Source organism: Streptomyces sp. NPDC031210 (assembly GCF_055570395.1).
This window is the reverse complement of sequence record NZ_JBVIHH010000002.1, coordinates 569,115-585,273: the sequence shown is the minus strand read 5'-3', so window position 1 is coordinate 585,273 and position 16,159 is coordinate 569,115. Positions and strand designations below refer to the sequence as shown.

The following is a 16,159-nucleotide window of genomic DNA, read 5'->3' as shown; positions in this document are numbered from 1 at the left end:
CGGTCCGGAGGGCTGGGTCGGGGCGGTCGGGTCGGCCACGGGTGCGCACCTTCGCGAACGGGGACGGCGGTCGGATGGTCGCATCGTACGGATGGTGGTGAACAACGCCGCACTGACGGGCCGTCCACGCCGGGCATGCACCCGGATACCGCCATGTCCAGGGTCCAGCCATGCCGCGGACACCGGTCGCCTCCCGGATAGCGCCGCGCCTCCCCCATGCCCCGGGGCCCACGCCCCCGGAAACGCCCGCCCACCCCGCCCCCGGTTGCGTCCGCCCCCGCACTGGTAAGGATGGGAACGCGATGACCGCCGCCGGTACGTACCGAAAGGCCGCACCATGGACGACCTGAACGCCCTCACCCGCCAACAGCTCGACGACGCCCGGGCCTCCGCGCACGGGCGCAGCGCCCACCTCTTCCTGCACGACGGCCCGTTGCGCCAGACCGTGATCGCCATGACGGCGGGCGCCGCGCTGGACGAGCACACGTCGCCGCCGGCGGCGAGCCTCCAGGTGCTCGTGGGCCGGGTCCGGCTGACCGGAGCCGACGCGGGCGAGAACCTCCAGGAGCTGACCGCCGGTCAGGTGTGCGTGCTGCCGCGCGCACTGCACGGGCTCACGGCCGTCGAGGACTCGGCGGTGCTGCTGACGGCCGTCACGGAGGTCTGACGGCACCACCCCGCCCGTTCAGACCGCCAGCCACTGGTCGAAGGCCAGCTTGCACAGCAGGGCGACGACCACGACGACCAGCACGCCGCGGACGAATCCGGCGCCGCGCTTGAGCGCCATCTTGGCGCCCACCAGGCCGCCGACGAGGTTGAACAGCGCGAGCAGCGCGCCCAGTCGCCACAGCACGGTGCCCTGGAGGGCGAACATGGTCAGCGCGCCGACGTTCGTGCAGACGTTGATCACCTTGGAGGTGGCGGAGGCGGCGACCAGGTCCATGTGCAGGAGCGCGGCCAGCGCCACGACGAGGAAGGCGCCCGTCCCCGGCCCGATCAAGCCGTCGTAGAAGCCGATGCCCACCCCCGCGACGAGGATCGCCGCCAGCACCCGCCGCCGGGTGACCGGCCCGGCGGGCGCGGGGGCGGTACCGAACGCCGGGCGGAGGAGGACGAAGGCGAGGACGGCGAGCAGGACGGCCATGATCAGCGGGCGCAGGACCTCGCTGTTGATGCCGGCCGCGAAGAACGCCCCGGCCAGCGAGCCGCCGAGCGCGGCGAGTCCGATGCGCAGCGCGGTCCGTACGTCGATCGGCGCCTTGCGCACGTACGTCACGGCGGCCGCGGTGGTGCCGACGATGGCCGTGGACTTGTTGGTGCCGAGGACGTACGCGGCGGGGGTGTGCGGGAGGCCGACCAGCAGGGCGGGGAGCAGCAGCAGTCCGCCGCCGCCCACCACGGCGTCGATCCAGCCCGCCGCGAGGGCCGCCAGGCAGAGCAGGGTCAGGGTGAAGAGATCTATGTCAGAGGGCACCGGATGATCTTATGGAGCCCCTCATGGTTCCTGACCGGGGTCAGGCATGATCGCCGTCGTCCTCGTCCTCGTCGCCGACGATCAGGCGTGCGCCCCGGCTCTCCGCGACCCGGTGGACATCGGCGAGTGATTCCGTCAACTCGATGGTCAGCAGGTGCAATTCACCGGAGAGCCACCTCCGCCCGTCCAGAACATGGCGCGCCTTCTCGATGAGGTCGGCCGCTAGGCCGAGCTGCACCGCCTCCATGTCGTCGGCCATGCGGGACACGTACCCGCTCCCGTCGCCGACGAGAAAGCACCGCTTACCCTCCGGGCTCGACCACGGCAGGAGCCGCGCGTTCCGCATACCGTCGGTCATGTCGTCACTCCGTGTTGGTCCGTCGTCCGACTGCCGGGCCATGTACCGGCTGTAGTCAATTGGTCACCAGGGCAACGCGATCGCCAATAGAATCGGCGCTCTTGAACCGGCAGCGCTCAAGCTTGTTGTGGGCCGTGACGACGGCGTGCGCTGACATGACGAAAGGTCATCGCGTTGGACGAGAAGACCCCACCCGAGCACTTGAATCCGCTCCAGCGCTTCGGCCGTGACGTCAGACAGGTACGTCTGGCCCGCAAACTCACGCAGAAGCACCTGGGGAAGGGCACGGGCTACTCCGAGGGCTACGTCAGCAAGGTCGAGTCCGGAACGCTCCTGCCCAGGCCCAGCGAGAAGTTCGCCAAGGGATGCGACACCGTGTTCGGCACGGGCGAGTTATTCGCGGGATTGCTGCGGAGGATCGACGAAGGGGACCACCCGAGCTGGTTCGTTCCCTACCTCAACCTGGAGCGCAAGGCGTCGCGGATACTGGACTACTCGGCGAACCTCGTGATGGGCGTCCTCCAGACGGAGGCGTACGCGCGGGCAGTCTTCCGGGCCTCGCATCCACGCGAGGACACAGAGCTGATCGAGGGCCGGGTTGCCGCCCGCTTGCGCCGTCGCGAGCTCTTCGAGTCGGACGCTCCTCCGCTCCTGTGGGTCATTCTTCATGAGGCGTGCCTACGAACGGATGTAGGTGGCGCCGAGGCCATGCCCGGGCAACTTGAGCATCTGCTGACAGTTACCGCATCACCTCACATTGAGCTACAAGTCCTGCCTTACTCAGCGGGAGCACCGGCAGTGCACATGCCGTTCACGCTGCTGGCATTTGGCGACTCTCCCACTGTGCTTTACGCGGATGGTCCACAGGGGGGAAAGCTGTACGACTCGGCCGAGACAGTCGCGTCACACGTTGACAGCTACGATCGGTTGAGGGCGAACGCGTTGTCTCCCGAGAGCTCGCTGGCCCTCATCAAGTCCCTGTTAAAGGAGTACAAATGGTGAGCACCGACTTCGCTCTTCTCAACGCTGAATGGGTCAAGTCCTCCTACAGCGGGGGCGACGGAGGCCAGTGCGTCGAGTTCTCCCGCGCCCTCACCCAGGCCCACGGCCTCGTCCCCGTGCGGGACAGCAAGGTCCCGGGCGGCCCGGCGCTCGTCTTTCCCGCGGGCGGCTGGTCCGCGTTCGTCTCGGCGGTCAAGCGCGGGGAATTCCCCGCCTGACCGGCACCGAACGTTCCGCCTGCCGCGGGCCGCTCTCACAACTCTCTTAAGCCCGGTGACTATTCAGGTCACCATGGAACTGAAGATCCCTACCGCGCCCCTCCCCGGCGCCGCCCCGTCCCGTCGCCGGCGCGGCACCCGCGTGCTCGCCGCCTGTCTGGCGCTGACCGCCACCACCGTCGGCGTCACCGGATGCGACAGCGCGTCCGCCGGCACCCTCAAGGGCGACCGGCTCGAACTGCCGGTCAGCGGCGGCACGGCCGTCGTCGACACCGCCTCCCTGGCGGTGACGGCCCGCACCGGTGACGGGCACAAGCTGGTGCTGTCCGCCCCGGCGGACGGCGGGCTCGGCAAGCCGGGACCGGTGACCCGCACCGCCGACGGGGCGCGCTGGACCTATCCCGCCAAGGGGCTGAGCGTGACGGCCCGCACCGACCACGGCCGGCTGCGGATCGGGCTGCGGGCGGACCGCGACGGATCCGTCAACTGGCCGGTGACCGGCACCGACCCGGCCGCCTCGGCCCTGCAGCTCCCGCGCGGGGAGGGCCTGGACCTCCCCGTAGGGGACGCGTTCTGGAATGCGGAGAAGGGCGGTCTGGCAGGCAGCACCGTCGACGTGGGCGCCGAGCTGACCCTGCCGCTGTGGGGCTACTCGATGGCCGCCAAGGCCGGTGGCGCGCACCCCGGAGCCGGCCATGGCGTCAGCTACCTCACGCCCACAGACATCGGCACCTCCCTGCGCTTCGCCTCCACCGGCGGCCGGCTGCGCGCCACCGCCGCGCACGCCTTCGACGCGGGCGAGGGCACCCGGGAGTACACCGTCTCCTTCGCCCTCACCGACGGCGATCCGGTCGCCCCCGCCGCCGACTACCGCGCCTACCTCTCCCAGCGCGGCCAACTCGGCAGCCTGCGCGAGAAGATCAGGCGCAATCCGGCCAACGCCAAGCTGCTCGGCGCCTTCCACGCTTATGTGTGGGGCGAGGCACGCACCGCGTCCGGTGTCGGCCGGCTGAAGGCGCTCGGCGTGGACCGGATGTGGCTCGGTTACGACGCCGGGCCCGACCCGATGAACGCGGCGGCTGTCAGGGCCGCCAAGCGGGCGGGCTATCTCGTCGGCCCCTACGACTCCTTCGCCAACGGACAGGACGCCAAGAGCGCCGACAGCCCCACCTCCGCCTGGCCGGACCGGGTCTACCCCGACTTCTGTATACGAAAGGCGGACGGCACGCCGCAGACCGGCTTCCAGGGCCGCGGCTGCTATCTCAGCTCGCGCGCCTTCGAGAAGGCCGAAGGGCGCAAGCACTATCTCGCCGACCGCACCCGCTCGATGACCGCCAACGGCGCCGACAGCTACTTCCTCGACGTGGACGCGACCGGCGAGGTCTTCCGCGACCACGCCGCCGGTCACCGGATGACCAAGGCGGGCGACCGCGAGAGCCGTCTGGCCCGGATGCGGCGGCTGTCGCAGCGTCTCGTCCTGGGTTCGGAGACCGCCCAGCCCTGGGCCAACCAGGTCCTGGCCTTCAACCACGGCGCGGGCACGCCGGTCGCGGACGGCCTGTGGAAGCTGGAGCGCGACAAGCCGACCTGGGGCGGGTACTACCCGCAGGACGCCCCGAAGGTCTTCTTCAAGCCGGTGCGGCTGCCCGCCGACCTCGCCACCGCGATGTACGACCCGAAGTACCGCGTCCCCCTGTACGAGACCGCGCTGCACGGCTCGCTGGTCAACGCCGAGCGCTGGGAGCTGTCGTACGACAAGCTGCCGGCGCAGAAGACCACCCGCGCACTGCTCGCGATGCTCTACAACACCCCGCTCAACTACGTCCTCGACGGCCCCACGCTGACCCGGAACGGCCCCGAACTCGCGGCGCTGCAAAAGTACTTCTCCCCGCTGCACCGCGCCGCCGGCACCGAGCGGATGACGTCCTTCCGTTGGCTGACGGCCGACCGCACCGTCCAGCGCACGGTCTTCGGCGACGGCGCGCTGACCGTCACCGCCAACTTCGGCACCCGGGCCCATGACGGCCTGCCGGGTGGCTGCGTCGACGCGAAACTCCGCGGCGACGAGCGGGCTCGCCGGCTGTGCCCGAAGGACGCGTCCTAGGGACGGGAGGGCTCGGCCAGGGACGGTCCGGCGCCGCGACCGTTCCGTACACGGCGCCGCGACCGTTCAGCCATGGCGCCGCCCCCGTGCTCGTACGGAGCACGGGGGCGGTGGTGTGCGGTGGTGTGCCGGTGGGTCAGTGCTGCTGTGCCTTGCGGCGGCGGACCACCAGGTAGCCGCCGGCCCCGACGAGCGCGGCGGCGCCCGCGGACAGCAGGCCGATGGGCGCGCTGCTGCCGGTCTCGGCGAGGTCGCCTTCGGGCTTGGCGGACGGTGACGACGCCGGGGACGTCGGGGTGGCGCCCGCGGGAGCGGACGACGTGGGCTTCGCGGTGGGCCGCGCCGTCCCGGTCGGGGTCCCCGGGGTGGCGGACGTCGACGGCGTGCCGCCGCCCGGCTCGGTGTCGTCCTCGCAGTCGGTCCAGAAGACCTTGTGCTTGGCCTTGCCGTGCTCGCCGTCGAAGTTCCAGAACAGCTTGTAGTGGCCGTCGGGCAGGGACAGGTCCGGCGTACGGCCGTGCCCCTCGGCGTCGAGCGTCAGCGAGCCGGACTTCACGGTCTCGCCCTTGGTGTGGGCCGTCGGCGCCCACGCCTCGATGTGCCAGCCGACCTGCTGGCCGCCGTCGAACCCGAAGGCGTCGAGGTAGAAGGTGCAGACGTGGGGCTCGTTCTTGCGGAGCTCCTCGCCGGTCTTGGCGTCATGGATCTTCACGGTGCCGTTGTCGCCGGGAGGGGTGGCGTAAGCGGAAGGGGCGAACAGCACGGCCACGGCCACGGCGGCCGTGAGCGAACCTGCGGAAACAAGCGGGCGCATGGGCATTCCAACGGTGAAAGAGGGAGGTTGCCGTGGGGGGCGGCTCAGCTTCCTGCCGCCCTGACTAGTCCGTCAAGGCACCTGAAAACGCTAATGCCACATAGGGAGCCGCGCGCCCCATTAGTCCCACGTAACGATTAGGAACGGCGAGAACGGGGCACGGCCGAACCGCCGGCTGTCGGCTGGACCGCCTGACTGTCGGCCGGACCGCCTGGCTGCCGGCCGGGCAGGCCCCGCCAGCCGGGCGACCCGAGTCGCCACGGCCTCCATATGCCCCAGAGTGCCCGCATTCGCCCCCTCCTCGTTCCTCACACAGCGCTGCGGCGCTCACTGAGGGCAGCGTTCCTCCGGGGAAACAACGTGGATGCGGGTGGGTAACAGCGGCGGCGCAATCTCTAGGGCATGACCTCGAAAACGCGGGTGACGGTGATCGGCGGCGGGATGGCCGCCGCCCGGCTCGCCCAACGGATTCACGCCGGGACGGGCGCGGACCGTATCGACCTCACCCTCATCGGTGAGGAGCCGCGCGCGCCGTACAACCGGGTGCTGCTCGGCGAGGTGCTCGCGGGCCGCTACGCGCCCGAGGTCACCGCGCTGCCGGCGCCCGACGACGGGGTGCGGTGGCGGCGCGGGATACGGGCGGTGCGGATCGACCGCGCCGAGCGCCGGGTGCTGTGCGACGACGGGGGCGCCGTCCCGTACGACACCCTCGTGCTCGCCACCGGCTCCAACCCCGTCCTACCGCCCCTGCGCGGCCTCTTCACGCCGGACGGCCACGACCTGCCGGCGGGCGTCCACGCCTTCCGCACCATGGACGACTGCCTGGCACTGAGCGACGCGGTCGCCGACGGCGTACCGGCCGTGGTGATCGGCGGCGGACTGCTCGGCGTCTCGGCCGCCCGCGCGCTGGCCGAGCGCGGCGCGCAGGTGATCCTCGCCCACCAGGGCGAGCACCTCATGGAACGCCAACTCGACGCGCAGGCCGCCCGCTTGCTGCGCGGCCACCTGGAGTCCCTGGGTGTGGAGGTCCACACCGAGTGCCGGGTGCGCGGCCTGCGCACCGAAGCCGGCGCCGTACGGGCCGTGGAACTGGCCGACGGGCACGCCCCCGCGGCCGATCTCGTCGTCCTCGCCTGCGGGGTACGCCCCCGGGTGGGACTCGCCCGGGCCGCCGGGCTCACCGTCGAGCAGGGCATCGTCGTCGACGACGAGCTGCGCACCGACGACCCGCACATCCACGCCCTCGGCGACTGCGCGCAGCACGACGGGCGCGTCTACGGTCTGGCGGGCGCGGCCCTGGAACAGGCCGACCTGCTGGCCGGCGTCCTGCTCGGGGACGGCGACGTGAGCCGCTACCCCGGCACCCGCGCCCTGACCCGCCTGACCCTCAACGGTCAACTTCCCCTGGACCTCGCCGCCTTCGGCGAGACCACCCCGCTTCCCGGCGATGACGTCGTCCATCTCTCCGACGCCACCCGGACGTCGTACCGGAAGGTCGTCGTCCGCGGCGACCGGCTGGTCGGCGGCATCCTCCTCGGCGATCTCGGCACCGTCGGCGCGCTCGCCCGCACCTGGGAGGGCGACGAGCCGCTCCCCGCAGCCCCGCTGCTCCACCTGCTCACCACCGATGGAGGCTTCTGATCATGGCCGCAGCCGCCACCCCGAACCCGAACCCCACCGCGACGGGGGTCCCGTCCGTACCGGCACCGGCCGCTCAGGACACCGCCCCCGGCCCGGACCAGGCCGCCCGCCCGACCCTCGTGGTCGTCGGGCACGGCATGGTCGGCCAGCGCTTCCTGGAGGAGCTCGCCGACCGGGGCGTCACCGAGCGGACGCGGGTGGTCGTGCTCTGTGAGGAGCCCCGCCCGGCCTACGACCGGGTCCAGCTCACGTCCTACTTCGCCGGCCGCACCCCCGAGGACCTGAGCCTGGTCGAGGACGGCTTCATGGCCCGGCACGGCATCGAGCTGCACGTCGGCGACCCGGCCACCGCCATCGACCGCGACACGCGCACGGTGACCGCCCGCTCCGGCCTGACCGTCCGCTACGACGCGCTGGTGCTGGCCACCGGCTCGTATCCGTTCGTGCCTCCGGTGCCCGGCAAGGACAGCACCGGCTGCTTCGTCTACCGCACCATCGAAGACCTGCTGGCCATCGAGGAGTACGCCAAGAACGCCCGCGCCGGTGTCGTCGTCGGCGGCGGACTGCTCGGCCTGGAAGCGGCCGGCGCCCTCAAGGGCCTCGGGGTGCACACCCACATCGTGGAGTTCAACCCGCGGCTGATGGCCCTCCAGGTCGACGAGGGCGGCGGCAGCGCGCTGCGCCGTACGGTCGAGGAGATGGGCCTGGAGGTGCACACCGGCGTCGGCGGCAAGGAGATCGTCGCGGACGACGGCGGCACCGTCACCGCCATGGACCTCTCCGACGGCTCCCGCATCGAGACCGACCTGGTCATCTTCTCCGCCGGCGTCCGGCCCCGCGACCAGCTCGCCCGGGACTGCGGCCTGCCGGTCGGCGAGCGGGGCGGCATCACCGTCGACGAGCGGTGCCGCACCAGCGACCCCGCCGTCTACGCGATCGGCGAGTGCGCGCTGGCCTCCGACGGCCGGGTCTACGGCCTGGTCGCCCCCGGCTACGACATGGCCCGCACCGCGGCCGACGCCCTGGCCCGCACCCTGACACCGGACACCGACGGCCTGAAGGAGTCCACCTTCACCGGCGCCGACCTGTCCACCAAGCTCAAGCTGCTCGGCGTGGACGTCGCCTCCTTCGGCGACGCGCACGGCACCACCGAGGGCTGCCTCGACGTCGTCTACTCGGACTCCCGCAGCGGCGTCTACAAGAAGCTGGTCATCGGCTCCGAGGGCGAGCTGCTGGGCGGCGTGCTGGTCGGTGACGCCGACGCGTACGGCATGCTGCGCCCGCTGACCGGCAGCATCCCGCCGCTGGCACCCGAGCAGTTGGTGCTGCCCGCCGGATTCGCCTCCGAGGGCGGCGGCGCGGCCCTGGGACCGTCCGCGCTGCCCGACAGCGCCGTGCTGTGCAACTGCCACAACGTGACCAAGGGCACCGTGCGCGCCGCCGTCAGCGAGCACTCCTGCACCACCGTCCCCGAGGTCAAGAAGTGCACCAAGGCCGGTACCGGCTGCGGCAGTTGCGTCAAGATGCTGACCGCCGTCGTCAACGACGAACTGGCCGCGTCGGGCGTGACCATCGACTCCGGCCTCTGCGGCTGCTTCCCGCACACCCGCGCCGAGCTGTACGAGATCGTCCGCACCCTGCGCCTGACGACCTTCGCCGAGCTGCTGGACTCGCACGGCCGCCCGGAGGCCCGGGACGGTGACGGCTGCGAGGTCTGCAAGCCCACCGTCGGCTCGATCATCGCCTCCCTCGCGCCGTCCGTCGGCGCCGACGGCTACGTCCTCGACGGCGAGCAGGCGGCCCTCCAGGACACCAACGACCACTTCCTGGCCAACCTCCAGCGCAACGGCTCCTACTCGATCGTGCCCCGCATCCCCGGCGGTGAGATCACCCCGGAGAAGCTGATCGTCATCGGCGAGGTGGCCCGCGACTTCGGCCTCTACACCAAGATCACCGGTGGTCAGCGGATCGACCTGTTCGGCGCCCGCGTCGACCAGCTCCCGCAGGTCTGGGCCCGCCTGGTGGACGCCGGCTTCGAGTCGGGACACGCCTACGGCAAGGCGCTGCGAACCGTGAAGTCCTGCGTCGGGCAGACCTGGTGCCGCTACGGCGTCCAGGACTCCGTCCGGATGGCCATCGACCTGGAGCTGCGCTACCGGGGGCTCAGGTCCCCGCACAAGCTGAAGTCCGCCGTCTCCGGCTGCGCCCGCGAGTGCGCGGAGGCGCGCGGCAAGGACTTCGGCGTCATCGCCACCTCCAACGGCTGGAACCTGTACGTCGGCGGCAACGGCGGCGCCGACCCGCGCCACGCCGACCTCCTCGCGCAGGACCTGTCCGACGCCGAACTGATCCGCCTCATCGACCGGTTCCTGATGTTCTACATCCGCACCGCCGACCGGCTGGAGCGCACCTCCGCCTGGCTGGAGCGCATCGAGGGCGGCCTCGACCACGTCCGCGACGTCGTCGTCCACGACTCCCTGGGCCTGTGCGACGAGCTGGAGGCGCTGATGGCCGCGCACGTCACGCACTACCGCGACGAATGGGCCGAGACCCTCGCCGACCCCGAGCGGCTGGCCCGCTTCGTCTCCTTCGTCAACGCGCCGGACGCCCCGGACCCGTCGGTCCGGTTCGTGCCCGAGCGCGACCAGGTCAAGCCGGACCTGACGCTGCTCGCCGGCCCGACCCTGCCCGTACGCACCCTGGAAGGGACCTCAGCCTGATGACCACGGCACCGACCACCACCGCGACCGCCGCCCCCGAGACGGCGGCCGGCGCCCCTACGGGATCCGGGGCCGCTGGAGCCACCGGGTCCACCACCGTCGAGATCCTGTGCCCGCAGGGCTGGGTGTCGATCTGCGCGCTGGACGACCTCATCCCGGGGCGCGGCGTCGCCGCCCTCCTGCCGGACGGTGAGCAGATCGCCCTGTTCCGCGACCGCGCCGGCCGCGCCTACGCGATCGGCAACCGCGACCCGTTCACCGGCGCCTACGTCCTCTCCCGCGGCCTGACCGGCTCCGCCGCCGACCGCCCCTTCGTCGCCTCGCCCCTGCTCAAGCAGCGCTTCGACCTGGCGACCGGCGACTGCCTGGACGACCCGTCGGTGTCGGTCCCGGCGTACCGGGCGCGCACGCGGGGCGGGGCCCAGGGGTGAGGAGGGGGTGAGGAGGGGGTGAGGGGGCCCGGCCGGCGCGCTCACCCCCTCATGGCTCCCTCATGGCCTCATGGCTCCCTCATGGGGCTCCCTCATGGCCCCCATGGAGCCCCCTCACGGCCCCTCATCGCCTTCTCCCGGCCACCGACCACCGACCGCCGTGGGGCCCCGGCCACCCCGGGGCTACCCTGGGTGGCCCCCTACGGAGGAGTGCAGGCGTGACCCGGTGGAACACCAGCCATATCCCCGACCAGACGGGCCGCTCGGCGGTCGTCACGGGCGCCAACAGCGGCATCGGCTACGTCACCGCGCGCGAACTGGCGCGCGCGGGCGCCCGCGTCCTGCTGGCCTGCCGCAACGAAGCCCGCGGCACCGCCGCCCTGGAGCGCCTGCGCACCGAAGTCCCCACCGCCGAGGCCGAGTTCCGGCGCCTGGACTTGGCCGACCTGTCCTCCGTACGGGACTTCGCCGCCACCCTGGACGACTTCGACGGCGACCGGCTCGACTTGCTCATCAACAACGCGGGCGTGATGGCCCTGCCGCAGCGCACGACCGCCGACGGCTTCGAGATGCAGTTCGGCACCAACCACCTGGGCCACTTCACGCTGACCGGGCTGCTGCTGCCCAAGCTGCTCGCCACCCCGGGCGCCCGCGTCGTCACCGTCTCCAGCATGCTGCACGCCGTCTCCGACGTGGACCTGGACGACCTCAACAGCGAGCATCGCTACCGCCGTTGGATCGCCTACGGCCGCTCCAAGAGCGCCAACCTGCTCTTCACCCACGAGCTGTCCCAGCGGCTGGCGGCGGCCGGCTCCCGGATCGTCGCGGCCGCCTCGCATCCCGGTTACGCCTCCACGAACCTGCAAACCGCGGGCGCCCGGATGGAGGGCCGCAGGTCCGCCCAACGGCTCATCGAGCTGGGCAACCACCTCATCGGCCAGTCCCCCGACGGCGGCGCCCTGGGCACCCTCTGCGCGGCCACCGCCCCCCACATGCGCCCGGACTCCTTCGTCGGCCCCCGCAACGGCCTCCGCGGCGCCCCGGCCCAGTCCTTCCGCGCCCCCTGGACCAGAAACGACACCACCTCCAAGGCCCTGTGGGACGCCTCGGAGGAACTCACCGGCGTCCGCTACGACTTCACGCTGCGGGCTGCTGTGTGAGGGGTGGCTCTGTGACGGGTGGGCTCTGTGACGGGTGGTGTGTGGGGGGGGACGGGCGGGCTACCTGGCCCCCCCCGGTCAGCACACCTCTCGTCACTGACGTCACTGACGTCACTGACGTCACTGACGTCACTGACGTCACTGACGTCGGCATCGCCGCTGACGCCGCTGACGCCGCTGCCGCCGCTTGTCAGTGGCGCGCCTTACCGTTGTCAGTGGCACGCCTTACCGTGACGGCATGACCCGCCAGCTCCTGAGCTACGACCGCCAGTGCGCCGAACTCCTCACCCAGACCGACCTGCTCAGGCACACCGTCAAGGGCGCCGACCCGACGACCCCGGTGCCGTCGTGCCCCGGCTGGAACGTCGGCCAGTTGCTGCGCCACCTCGGCGGCGCACACCGCTGGACGGAGAAGGTCGTACGGACCCGGGTGGCCCAGCCGTCCGCCGAGGAGCCGGTCCGCGACCTCACCCGTTACACCGACGAGGACCTCGCGGTTCTCGACCCCTGGCTCGCCGAGGGTGCGGAGCAATTGGTCGGGGCACTGCGCGCCGCCGGGCCCGACGCGGAGATGTGGAGCCCGCTCCCCGGCACCCGCGGCACGGCCTCGTCCTTCGCCCGCCGCATGACGCACGAGACCGTCATCCACCGCGCCGACGCGACCCTGGCCACCGGCGCCCGGTACGACGTGGCCACGGACGTCGCCCTCGACGCCATGGACGAGTGGATGGAACTCGGCTCGCTGCCCCAGACCCTCGACTTCAAGCCCCACCTCCGCGACCTCCTGGGCCCCGGCCGCACCCTCCACCTGCACGCCACCGACACGCCGCCGGAAGCCGCCGCGGAATGGCTGGTCGACCTCACCGGCCCCACGCCCGCCTGGCGCCCCGCCCACGAGAAGGCCGCCGTCGCCGTCCGGGCCCCTTTGTCCGACCTTCTCCTCCTCGTCTACCGACGCCGCCCCGCCCACAGCCCGGACATCGAAATCCTCGGCGACTCCGACCTCCTCGACTTCTGGCTGGCACGGGTCGGCTTCGGGTGACCGGAACAGGGCGCGGGTCGGGCGACCGGAGAGGGGCACGGCTCGGCTTCGGGTGACCGGGCAGCGCATGCCGATTGGTGGCAATCCGACCGTGGCGCCCAGCAACAAGCAGGCCTGGTCCGACCCGACGGCCGCGCCGCCCAAGGTCACGGCGATGCGCTCCCTTTGACGGACCCGAGCCACGGCTGCCGCCCTCGTCGGCCTCGGGTCTCAGCGCTGTGGGGAACCGACCGAGCCCAAACGGCGTGCGTTAGGTTGACCGCCCCGGAGAAGAGTTGACCACCTCCGGGAAGATCGGGCAGAAGGAGCGGCAGCGTCCATGAGTGATCACGACACGGCGGGTAGCAACCCCGGTCAGGCTGCCCCGACGCCACCCCTGCCGCCGTCCCCGCCCCCCACCCCTCCGCACGTGGGAGCGACGGAAAGCGGACCGCAGCCGGTGCCGACCAGCCAGGAGGAAGCCCTGGAGATCGGTCGGCAGCACTTCCCCGAGGTCGGCTCGGCCGGCGGCCCCGCGGGTCTGCACGTCCACGAATTCGACGTCGGCTACCTGGTGCACGCGAGCTGGCCGGCCCGGGAGAACCCCGACGCCCCGCCGACCGACCCCGGTGGCAGCAACGTCGCCATCTCCAAGGTGAACGGCGATATAACGTTCCTGCCCAACTTCCCCCCAAAGGAGGCGGTGGAGCTCTACCACCGCTTCTACCGTCCAAGTACGTCCTGACGTCTCGTACGTCCTCACCTCTCGGACGTCCTCACCTCTCGTACGCTCCATGTCCTTGCCGGGGAGTGCCTGGCGGCTTGTCACCGCCCACCCAGAACACCATGAGGCCCCCGAGGCCTGAGGGCACCAGCTTCAGCGACCTGGGCGAAGCCTTCGACGACCCGGTGAAGCGGCTCATGACCGGTCTGAGCACGCTGGGAGCGGGCCCGCGCGGCAGGCCCCGAGGGACCTCCATGCCCAGGCAGTAGTCGAGGGCGAGAGCTTCCACGAGTCACCGAGCAGGCCGCACACGTCATGCGGACACGCGAGGGATGCGGCAAAACCTAACGGCCACATTTCGGGTTCCGCCCTCCCGACGCCGGCAATTCCGCACCGGAACGGAACCTCGCTTCAACTGGCCTACCGCGGACGAGGACAAGCTGATCGAATGCGCCCAGGTCTGGCGTTCGTTCGCTGCGGAAGTCCAAGGTCACGCCTCACCGAGATCGGGCTCCCGACGCTTGGTGAGGAGTTCCGTTACGTCTCCTTCGCCGAGCCGCATTCGCTGACGGAAGTCGCTCGCCCGGCCGTCCTGCCCGCCTCCGCCGGCTCCGGTCCCTTCTTCCGTGTGGGCAGGTGGGTCAGGGGGAGTTGGTGGTGGACGGGACGTCCGGACACCTCTACGTGACAGATGTCGGCGACGGCGATGCCGGATATCTCGTCAGTGGTGGCCTGAGGCAAGCCCTTACCCTGCTGGCCCTCGCCGTGAAGCGCCGTGAAAGTGGCTTCACCGTCTGGTCAGAAGAGTCGGACGCAAAACGCTCCCTGGCTTCCTGGGCCCGCGAAATCGACCCGGTGGCCGCCGAGCACCCCCACTGGATCGCCATTCTCTCGGGCCACTGGGACGATCCCGACGTGGTGTAAGAAAAACTCCTCGCCCCAAGCCGGATTCGCACAGGTGCCATGCGGGCTTCACGTGGGTGGGGCAAAGTGGTCGGGACGTAGCACTCGGTGATCGACGATCAGCGAGGGGTTGGCTTGGCTCGGACCGCTGGGGGTGGACGGACGTGACAGGAACCGGAACCGGAACCGGAACGGGAACGGGAAGGGCAACCGGAACGGGAACGGGAAGGGCAACCGGAACGGGAAACGGCCCTAGGCAGAGAGAGGACCAGCGCGGGCACGGGTCGGGGGAAGATGGGCGCCTCAGCGGTGCGGGGGCGGTCGACAGGCGGCGGTTGCTGGCCGCTTTCGGTGGTCTCGCGCTCGCCGGTGCGCTCGCGGCCTGTGGGGCCAACACCGGGCGGGGCGGCGGTCGTTCGGGTTCTGGGATCAGTCAGTGGTATCACCAGTACGGTGAGCCAGGTGTCGAGCAGGCCGTGAAGCGATATGCCGCCGCCTATGAGAAGGCCGAGGTCCGGGTGCAGTGGCGGCCCGGGGACTACGACCGGCAGACCGCGGCCGCGTTGCTGACCGACTCCGGGCCCGATGTGTTTGAGGTCAACGGGCCGCTGCTGGACCAGATCCGGGGCGGCCAGGTGGTCGATGTGACCGCCGAGGTCGAGCCCGTCAAGGATGATTTTGCCCGGGCGGTGCTGGCGCCGAAGATCTGGCAGGACAAGATCTGGGGCATCCCGCAGGCCATCGACATGCAGTTGCTCTACTACCGGAAGAGCCTGCTGAAGGCGGCCGGGGTCGAACCGCCGCGCACCCTCGACGCGTTGGTGGACGCGGCGAAGAAGCTGACCACGAAGAAGGTCAAGGGACTGTTCCTGGGGAACGACGGCGGGGCAGGGGTGCTCGGCGGTACGCCGTTGTTCGCGGCGGGGCTGAGTTTGATCGGTGAGGACGGCAAGGTCGGGTTCGATGATCCGGCTGCCGCTCGCTCCCTCGGCAAGATCCGTCAGTTGTACGCGGACAAGTCGCTGCTGCTGGGCGCCCCGGCGGACTGGTCGGACCCGGCCGCCTTCCTCCAGGGGCTGACCGCGATGCAGTGGTCCGGGCTGTGGGCGTTGCCGCAGGTCAAAAAGGCGTTGGGGGACGATTTCGGGGTGTTGCCGTTTCCGGCGGACGGGGCGGCGGGGAAGCCGTCGGTCCCGGTGGGCGCGTACGCCTCCGCAGTCAGCGCGCGCAGCGCCCGGAAGGCGGAGGCCAAGGCGTACGCGAAGTGGCTGTGGGTGGACCGCACCGACTACCAGCAGGATTTCGCGCTCTCGTACGGCTTCCATATCCCCGCCCGGCTCTCGCTCGCCAAGAAGGCCGCGCGGCTCCAGGAGGGCGCGGCGGCGGACGCCGTGCGGTTCGCGACCGAGTACGGCTACGCGGAGCCGTTGCTGTGGACGACGGCGGACCGTACGGCCTACCAGGACGCGCTGAGCCGCATCATCAAGGACGGCGCGAACCCGGAGAGCGAGCTGAGGAGCGTCGTGCGCACGGTCAACGCCGAGCTTCAGCGGGTCAGGAAGAAGTAGGAGAAGGGGGAAGGAGGGGTG

General features: G+C 71.4%; 15 protein-coding genes. 12 read left to right on the top strand and 3 right to left on the bottom strand.

Annotated features, from left to right (window positions below; all coding sequences use genetic code 11):
- The first annotated feature begins 337 nt into the window (after positions 1-337).
- Positions 338-667, top strand: coding sequence for a cupin domain-containing protein (locus tag ACZ45Z_RS06280; protein ID WP_468356886.1), 330 nt, complete (start codon positions 338-340; stop codon positions 665-667).
- Positions 668-685: 18 nt separating this feature from the next.
- Here ACZ45Z_RS06280 and ACZ45Z_RS06275 read toward each other — a convergent pair whose 3' ends face one another.
- On the bottom strand, positions 686-1,474 hold the full coding sequence (locus ACZ45Z_RS06275) for a sulfite exporter TauE/SafE family protein (protein ID WP_468356883.1): 789 nt from the start codon (positions 1,472-1,474) through the stop codon (positions 686-688).
- Positions 1,475-1,514: 40 nt separating this feature from the next.
- The gene (locus ACZ45Z_RS06270; RefSeq protein ID WP_468356880.1) at positions 1,515-1,832 is read right to left on the bottom strand and encodes a hypothetical protein; all 318 of its coding nucleotides are present in this window, start codon (positions 1,830-1,832) and stop codon (positions 1,515-1,517) included.
- 174 nt (positions 1,833-2,006) lie between these two features.
- Here ACZ45Z_RS06270 and ACZ45Z_RS06265 point away from each other — a divergent pair, with 174 nt between their 5' ends.
- From ACZ45Z_RS06265 to ACZ45Z_RS06255, 3 genes are all read left to right on the top strand, one after another.
- Entirely contained in the window at positions 2,007-2,834 is an 828-nt protein-coding gene (locus ACZ45Z_RS06265; RefSeq protein WP_468356877.1) for a helix-turn-helix domain-containing protein, read from the top strand.
- Positions 2,828-3,052 (top strand): DUF397 domain-containing protein, encoded by a 225-nt coding sequence (locus tag ACZ45Z_RS06260; RefSeq protein ID WP_468356874.1) that lies wholly within the window; start codon positions 2,828-2,830, stop codon positions 3,050-3,052. The genes ACZ45Z_RS06265 and ACZ45Z_RS06260 overlap by 7 nt, the downstream gene beginning before the upstream one ends.
- Positions 3,053-3,125: 73 nt before the next feature.
- Positions 3,126-5,156: a glycoside hydrolase gene (locus ACZ45Z_RS06255; RefSeq protein ID WP_468356871.1), complete on the top strand. Its 2,031-nt coding sequence runs from the start codon at positions 3,126-3,128 to the stop codon at positions 5,154-5,156.
- Positions 5,157-5,292: 136 nt separating this feature from the next.
- On the opposite strand, the gene ACZ45Z_RS06250 is transcribed toward ACZ45Z_RS06255, so the two are convergent.
- Positions 5,293-5,970, bottom strand: a complete 678-nt coding sequence (locus ACZ45Z_RS06250; RefSeq protein ID WP_468356868.1) for an LPXTG cell wall anchor domain-containing protein — start codon at positions 5,968-5,970, stop codon at positions 5,293-5,295.
- Positions 5,971-6,372: 402 nt separating this feature from the next.
- Here ACZ45Z_RS06250 and ACZ45Z_RS06245 point away from each other — a divergent pair, with 402 nt between their 5' ends.
- The 8 genes from ACZ45Z_RS06245 (at position 6,373) to ACZ45Z_RS06210 (ending at position 16,138) form a co-directional block, all read left to right on the top strand.
- Positions 6,373-7,611: an NAD(P)/FAD-dependent oxidoreductase gene (locus ACZ45Z_RS06245; RefSeq protein WP_468356864.1), complete on the top strand. Its 1,239-nt coding sequence runs from the start codon at positions 6,373-6,375 to the stop codon at positions 7,609-7,611.
- A 137-nt stretch (positions 7,612-7,748) separates the two neighbouring features.
- Positions 7,749-10,331: a nitrite reductase large subunit NirB gene (gene nirB / locus ACZ45Z_RS06240; protein ID WP_468357405.1), complete on the top strand. Its 2,583-nt coding sequence runs from the start codon at positions 7,749-7,751 to the stop codon at positions 10,329-10,331.
- Entirely contained in the window at positions 10,331-10,762 is a 432-nt protein-coding gene (gene nirD, locus ACZ45Z_RS06235; protein ID WP_468356861.1) for a nitrite reductase small subunit NirD, read from the top strand. Before nirB ends, nirD begins: the two co-directional genes overlap by 1 nt.
- A gap of 218 nt (positions 10,763-10,980) precedes the next feature.
- The gene (locus ACZ45Z_RS06230) at positions 10,981-11,922 is read left to right on the top strand and encodes an oxidoreductase (RefSeq protein WP_468356859.1); all 942 of its coding nucleotides are present in this window, start codon (positions 10,981-10,983) and stop codon (positions 11,920-11,922) included.
- Between the two features lie 238 nt (positions 11,923-12,160).
- Positions 12,161-12,964, top strand: a complete 804-nt coding sequence (locus tag ACZ45Z_RS06225; protein ID WP_468356856.1) for a maleylpyruvate isomerase family mycothiol-dependent enzyme — start codon at positions 12,161-12,163, stop codon at positions 12,962-12,964.
- 409 nt (positions 12,965-13,373) lie between these two features.
- Positions 13,374-13,688 carry a hypothetical protein gene (locus tag ACZ45Z_RS06220; RefSeq protein ID WP_468356853.1) on the top strand — a complete coding sequence of 105 codons (315 nt, stop codon included), beginning with the start codon at positions 13,374-13,376 and terminating at the stop codon, positions 13,686-13,688.
- Between the two features lie 636 nt (positions 13,689-14,324).
- The gene (locus ACZ45Z_RS06215) at positions 14,325-14,591 is read left to right on the top strand and encodes a hypothetical protein (protein WP_468356850.1); all 267 of its coding nucleotides are present in this window, start codon (positions 14,325-14,327) and stop codon (positions 14,589-14,591) included.
- Between the two features lie 314 nt (positions 14,592-14,905).
- Entirely contained in the window at positions 14,906-16,138 is a 1,233-nt protein-coding gene (locus ACZ45Z_RS06210; protein ID WP_468356847.1) for an ABC transporter substrate-binding protein, read from the top strand.
- Positions 16,139-16,159 lie beyond the last annotated feature (21 nt).

Bases quoted from the DNA above. Each gene is read 5' to 3' on its own strand.
- ACZ45Z_RS06280 (WP_468356886.1), top strand. From the start codon at position 338: ATGGACGACCTGAACGCCCTCACCCGCCAACAGCTCGACGACGCCCGG.
- ACZ45Z_RS06270 (WP_468356880.1), bottom strand. From the start codon at position 1,832: ATGACCGACGGTATGCGGAACGCGCGGCTCCTGCCGTGGTCGAGCCCG.
- ACZ45Z_RS06260 (WP_468356874.1), top strand. From the start codon at position 2,828: ATGGTGAGCACCGACTTCGCTCTTCTCAACGCTGAATGGGTCAAGTCC.
- ACZ45Z_RS06255 (WP_468356871.1), top strand. From the start codon at position 3,126: ATGGAACTGAAGATCCCTACCGCGCCCCTCCCCGGCGCCGCCCCGTCC.
- ACZ45Z_RS06250 (WP_468356868.1), bottom strand. From the start codon at position 5,970: ATGCGCCCGCTTGTTTCCGCAGGTTCGCTCACGGCCGCCGTGGCCGTG.
- ACZ45Z_RS06245 (WP_468356864.1), top strand. From the start codon at position 6,373: ATGACCTCGAAAACGCGGGTGACGGTGATCGGCGGCGGGATGGCCGCC.
- nirB (WP_468357405.1), top strand. From the start codon at position 7,749: ATGGTCGGCCAGCGCTTCCTGGAGGAGCTCGCCGACCGGGGCGTCACC.
- nirD (WP_468356861.1), top strand. From the start codon at position 10,331: ATGACCACGGCACCGACCACCACCGCGACCGCCGCCCCCGAGACGGCG.
- ACZ45Z_RS06225 (WP_468356856.1), top strand. From the start codon at position 12,161: ATGACCCGCCAGCTCCTGAGCTACGACCGCCAGTGCGCCGAACTCCTC.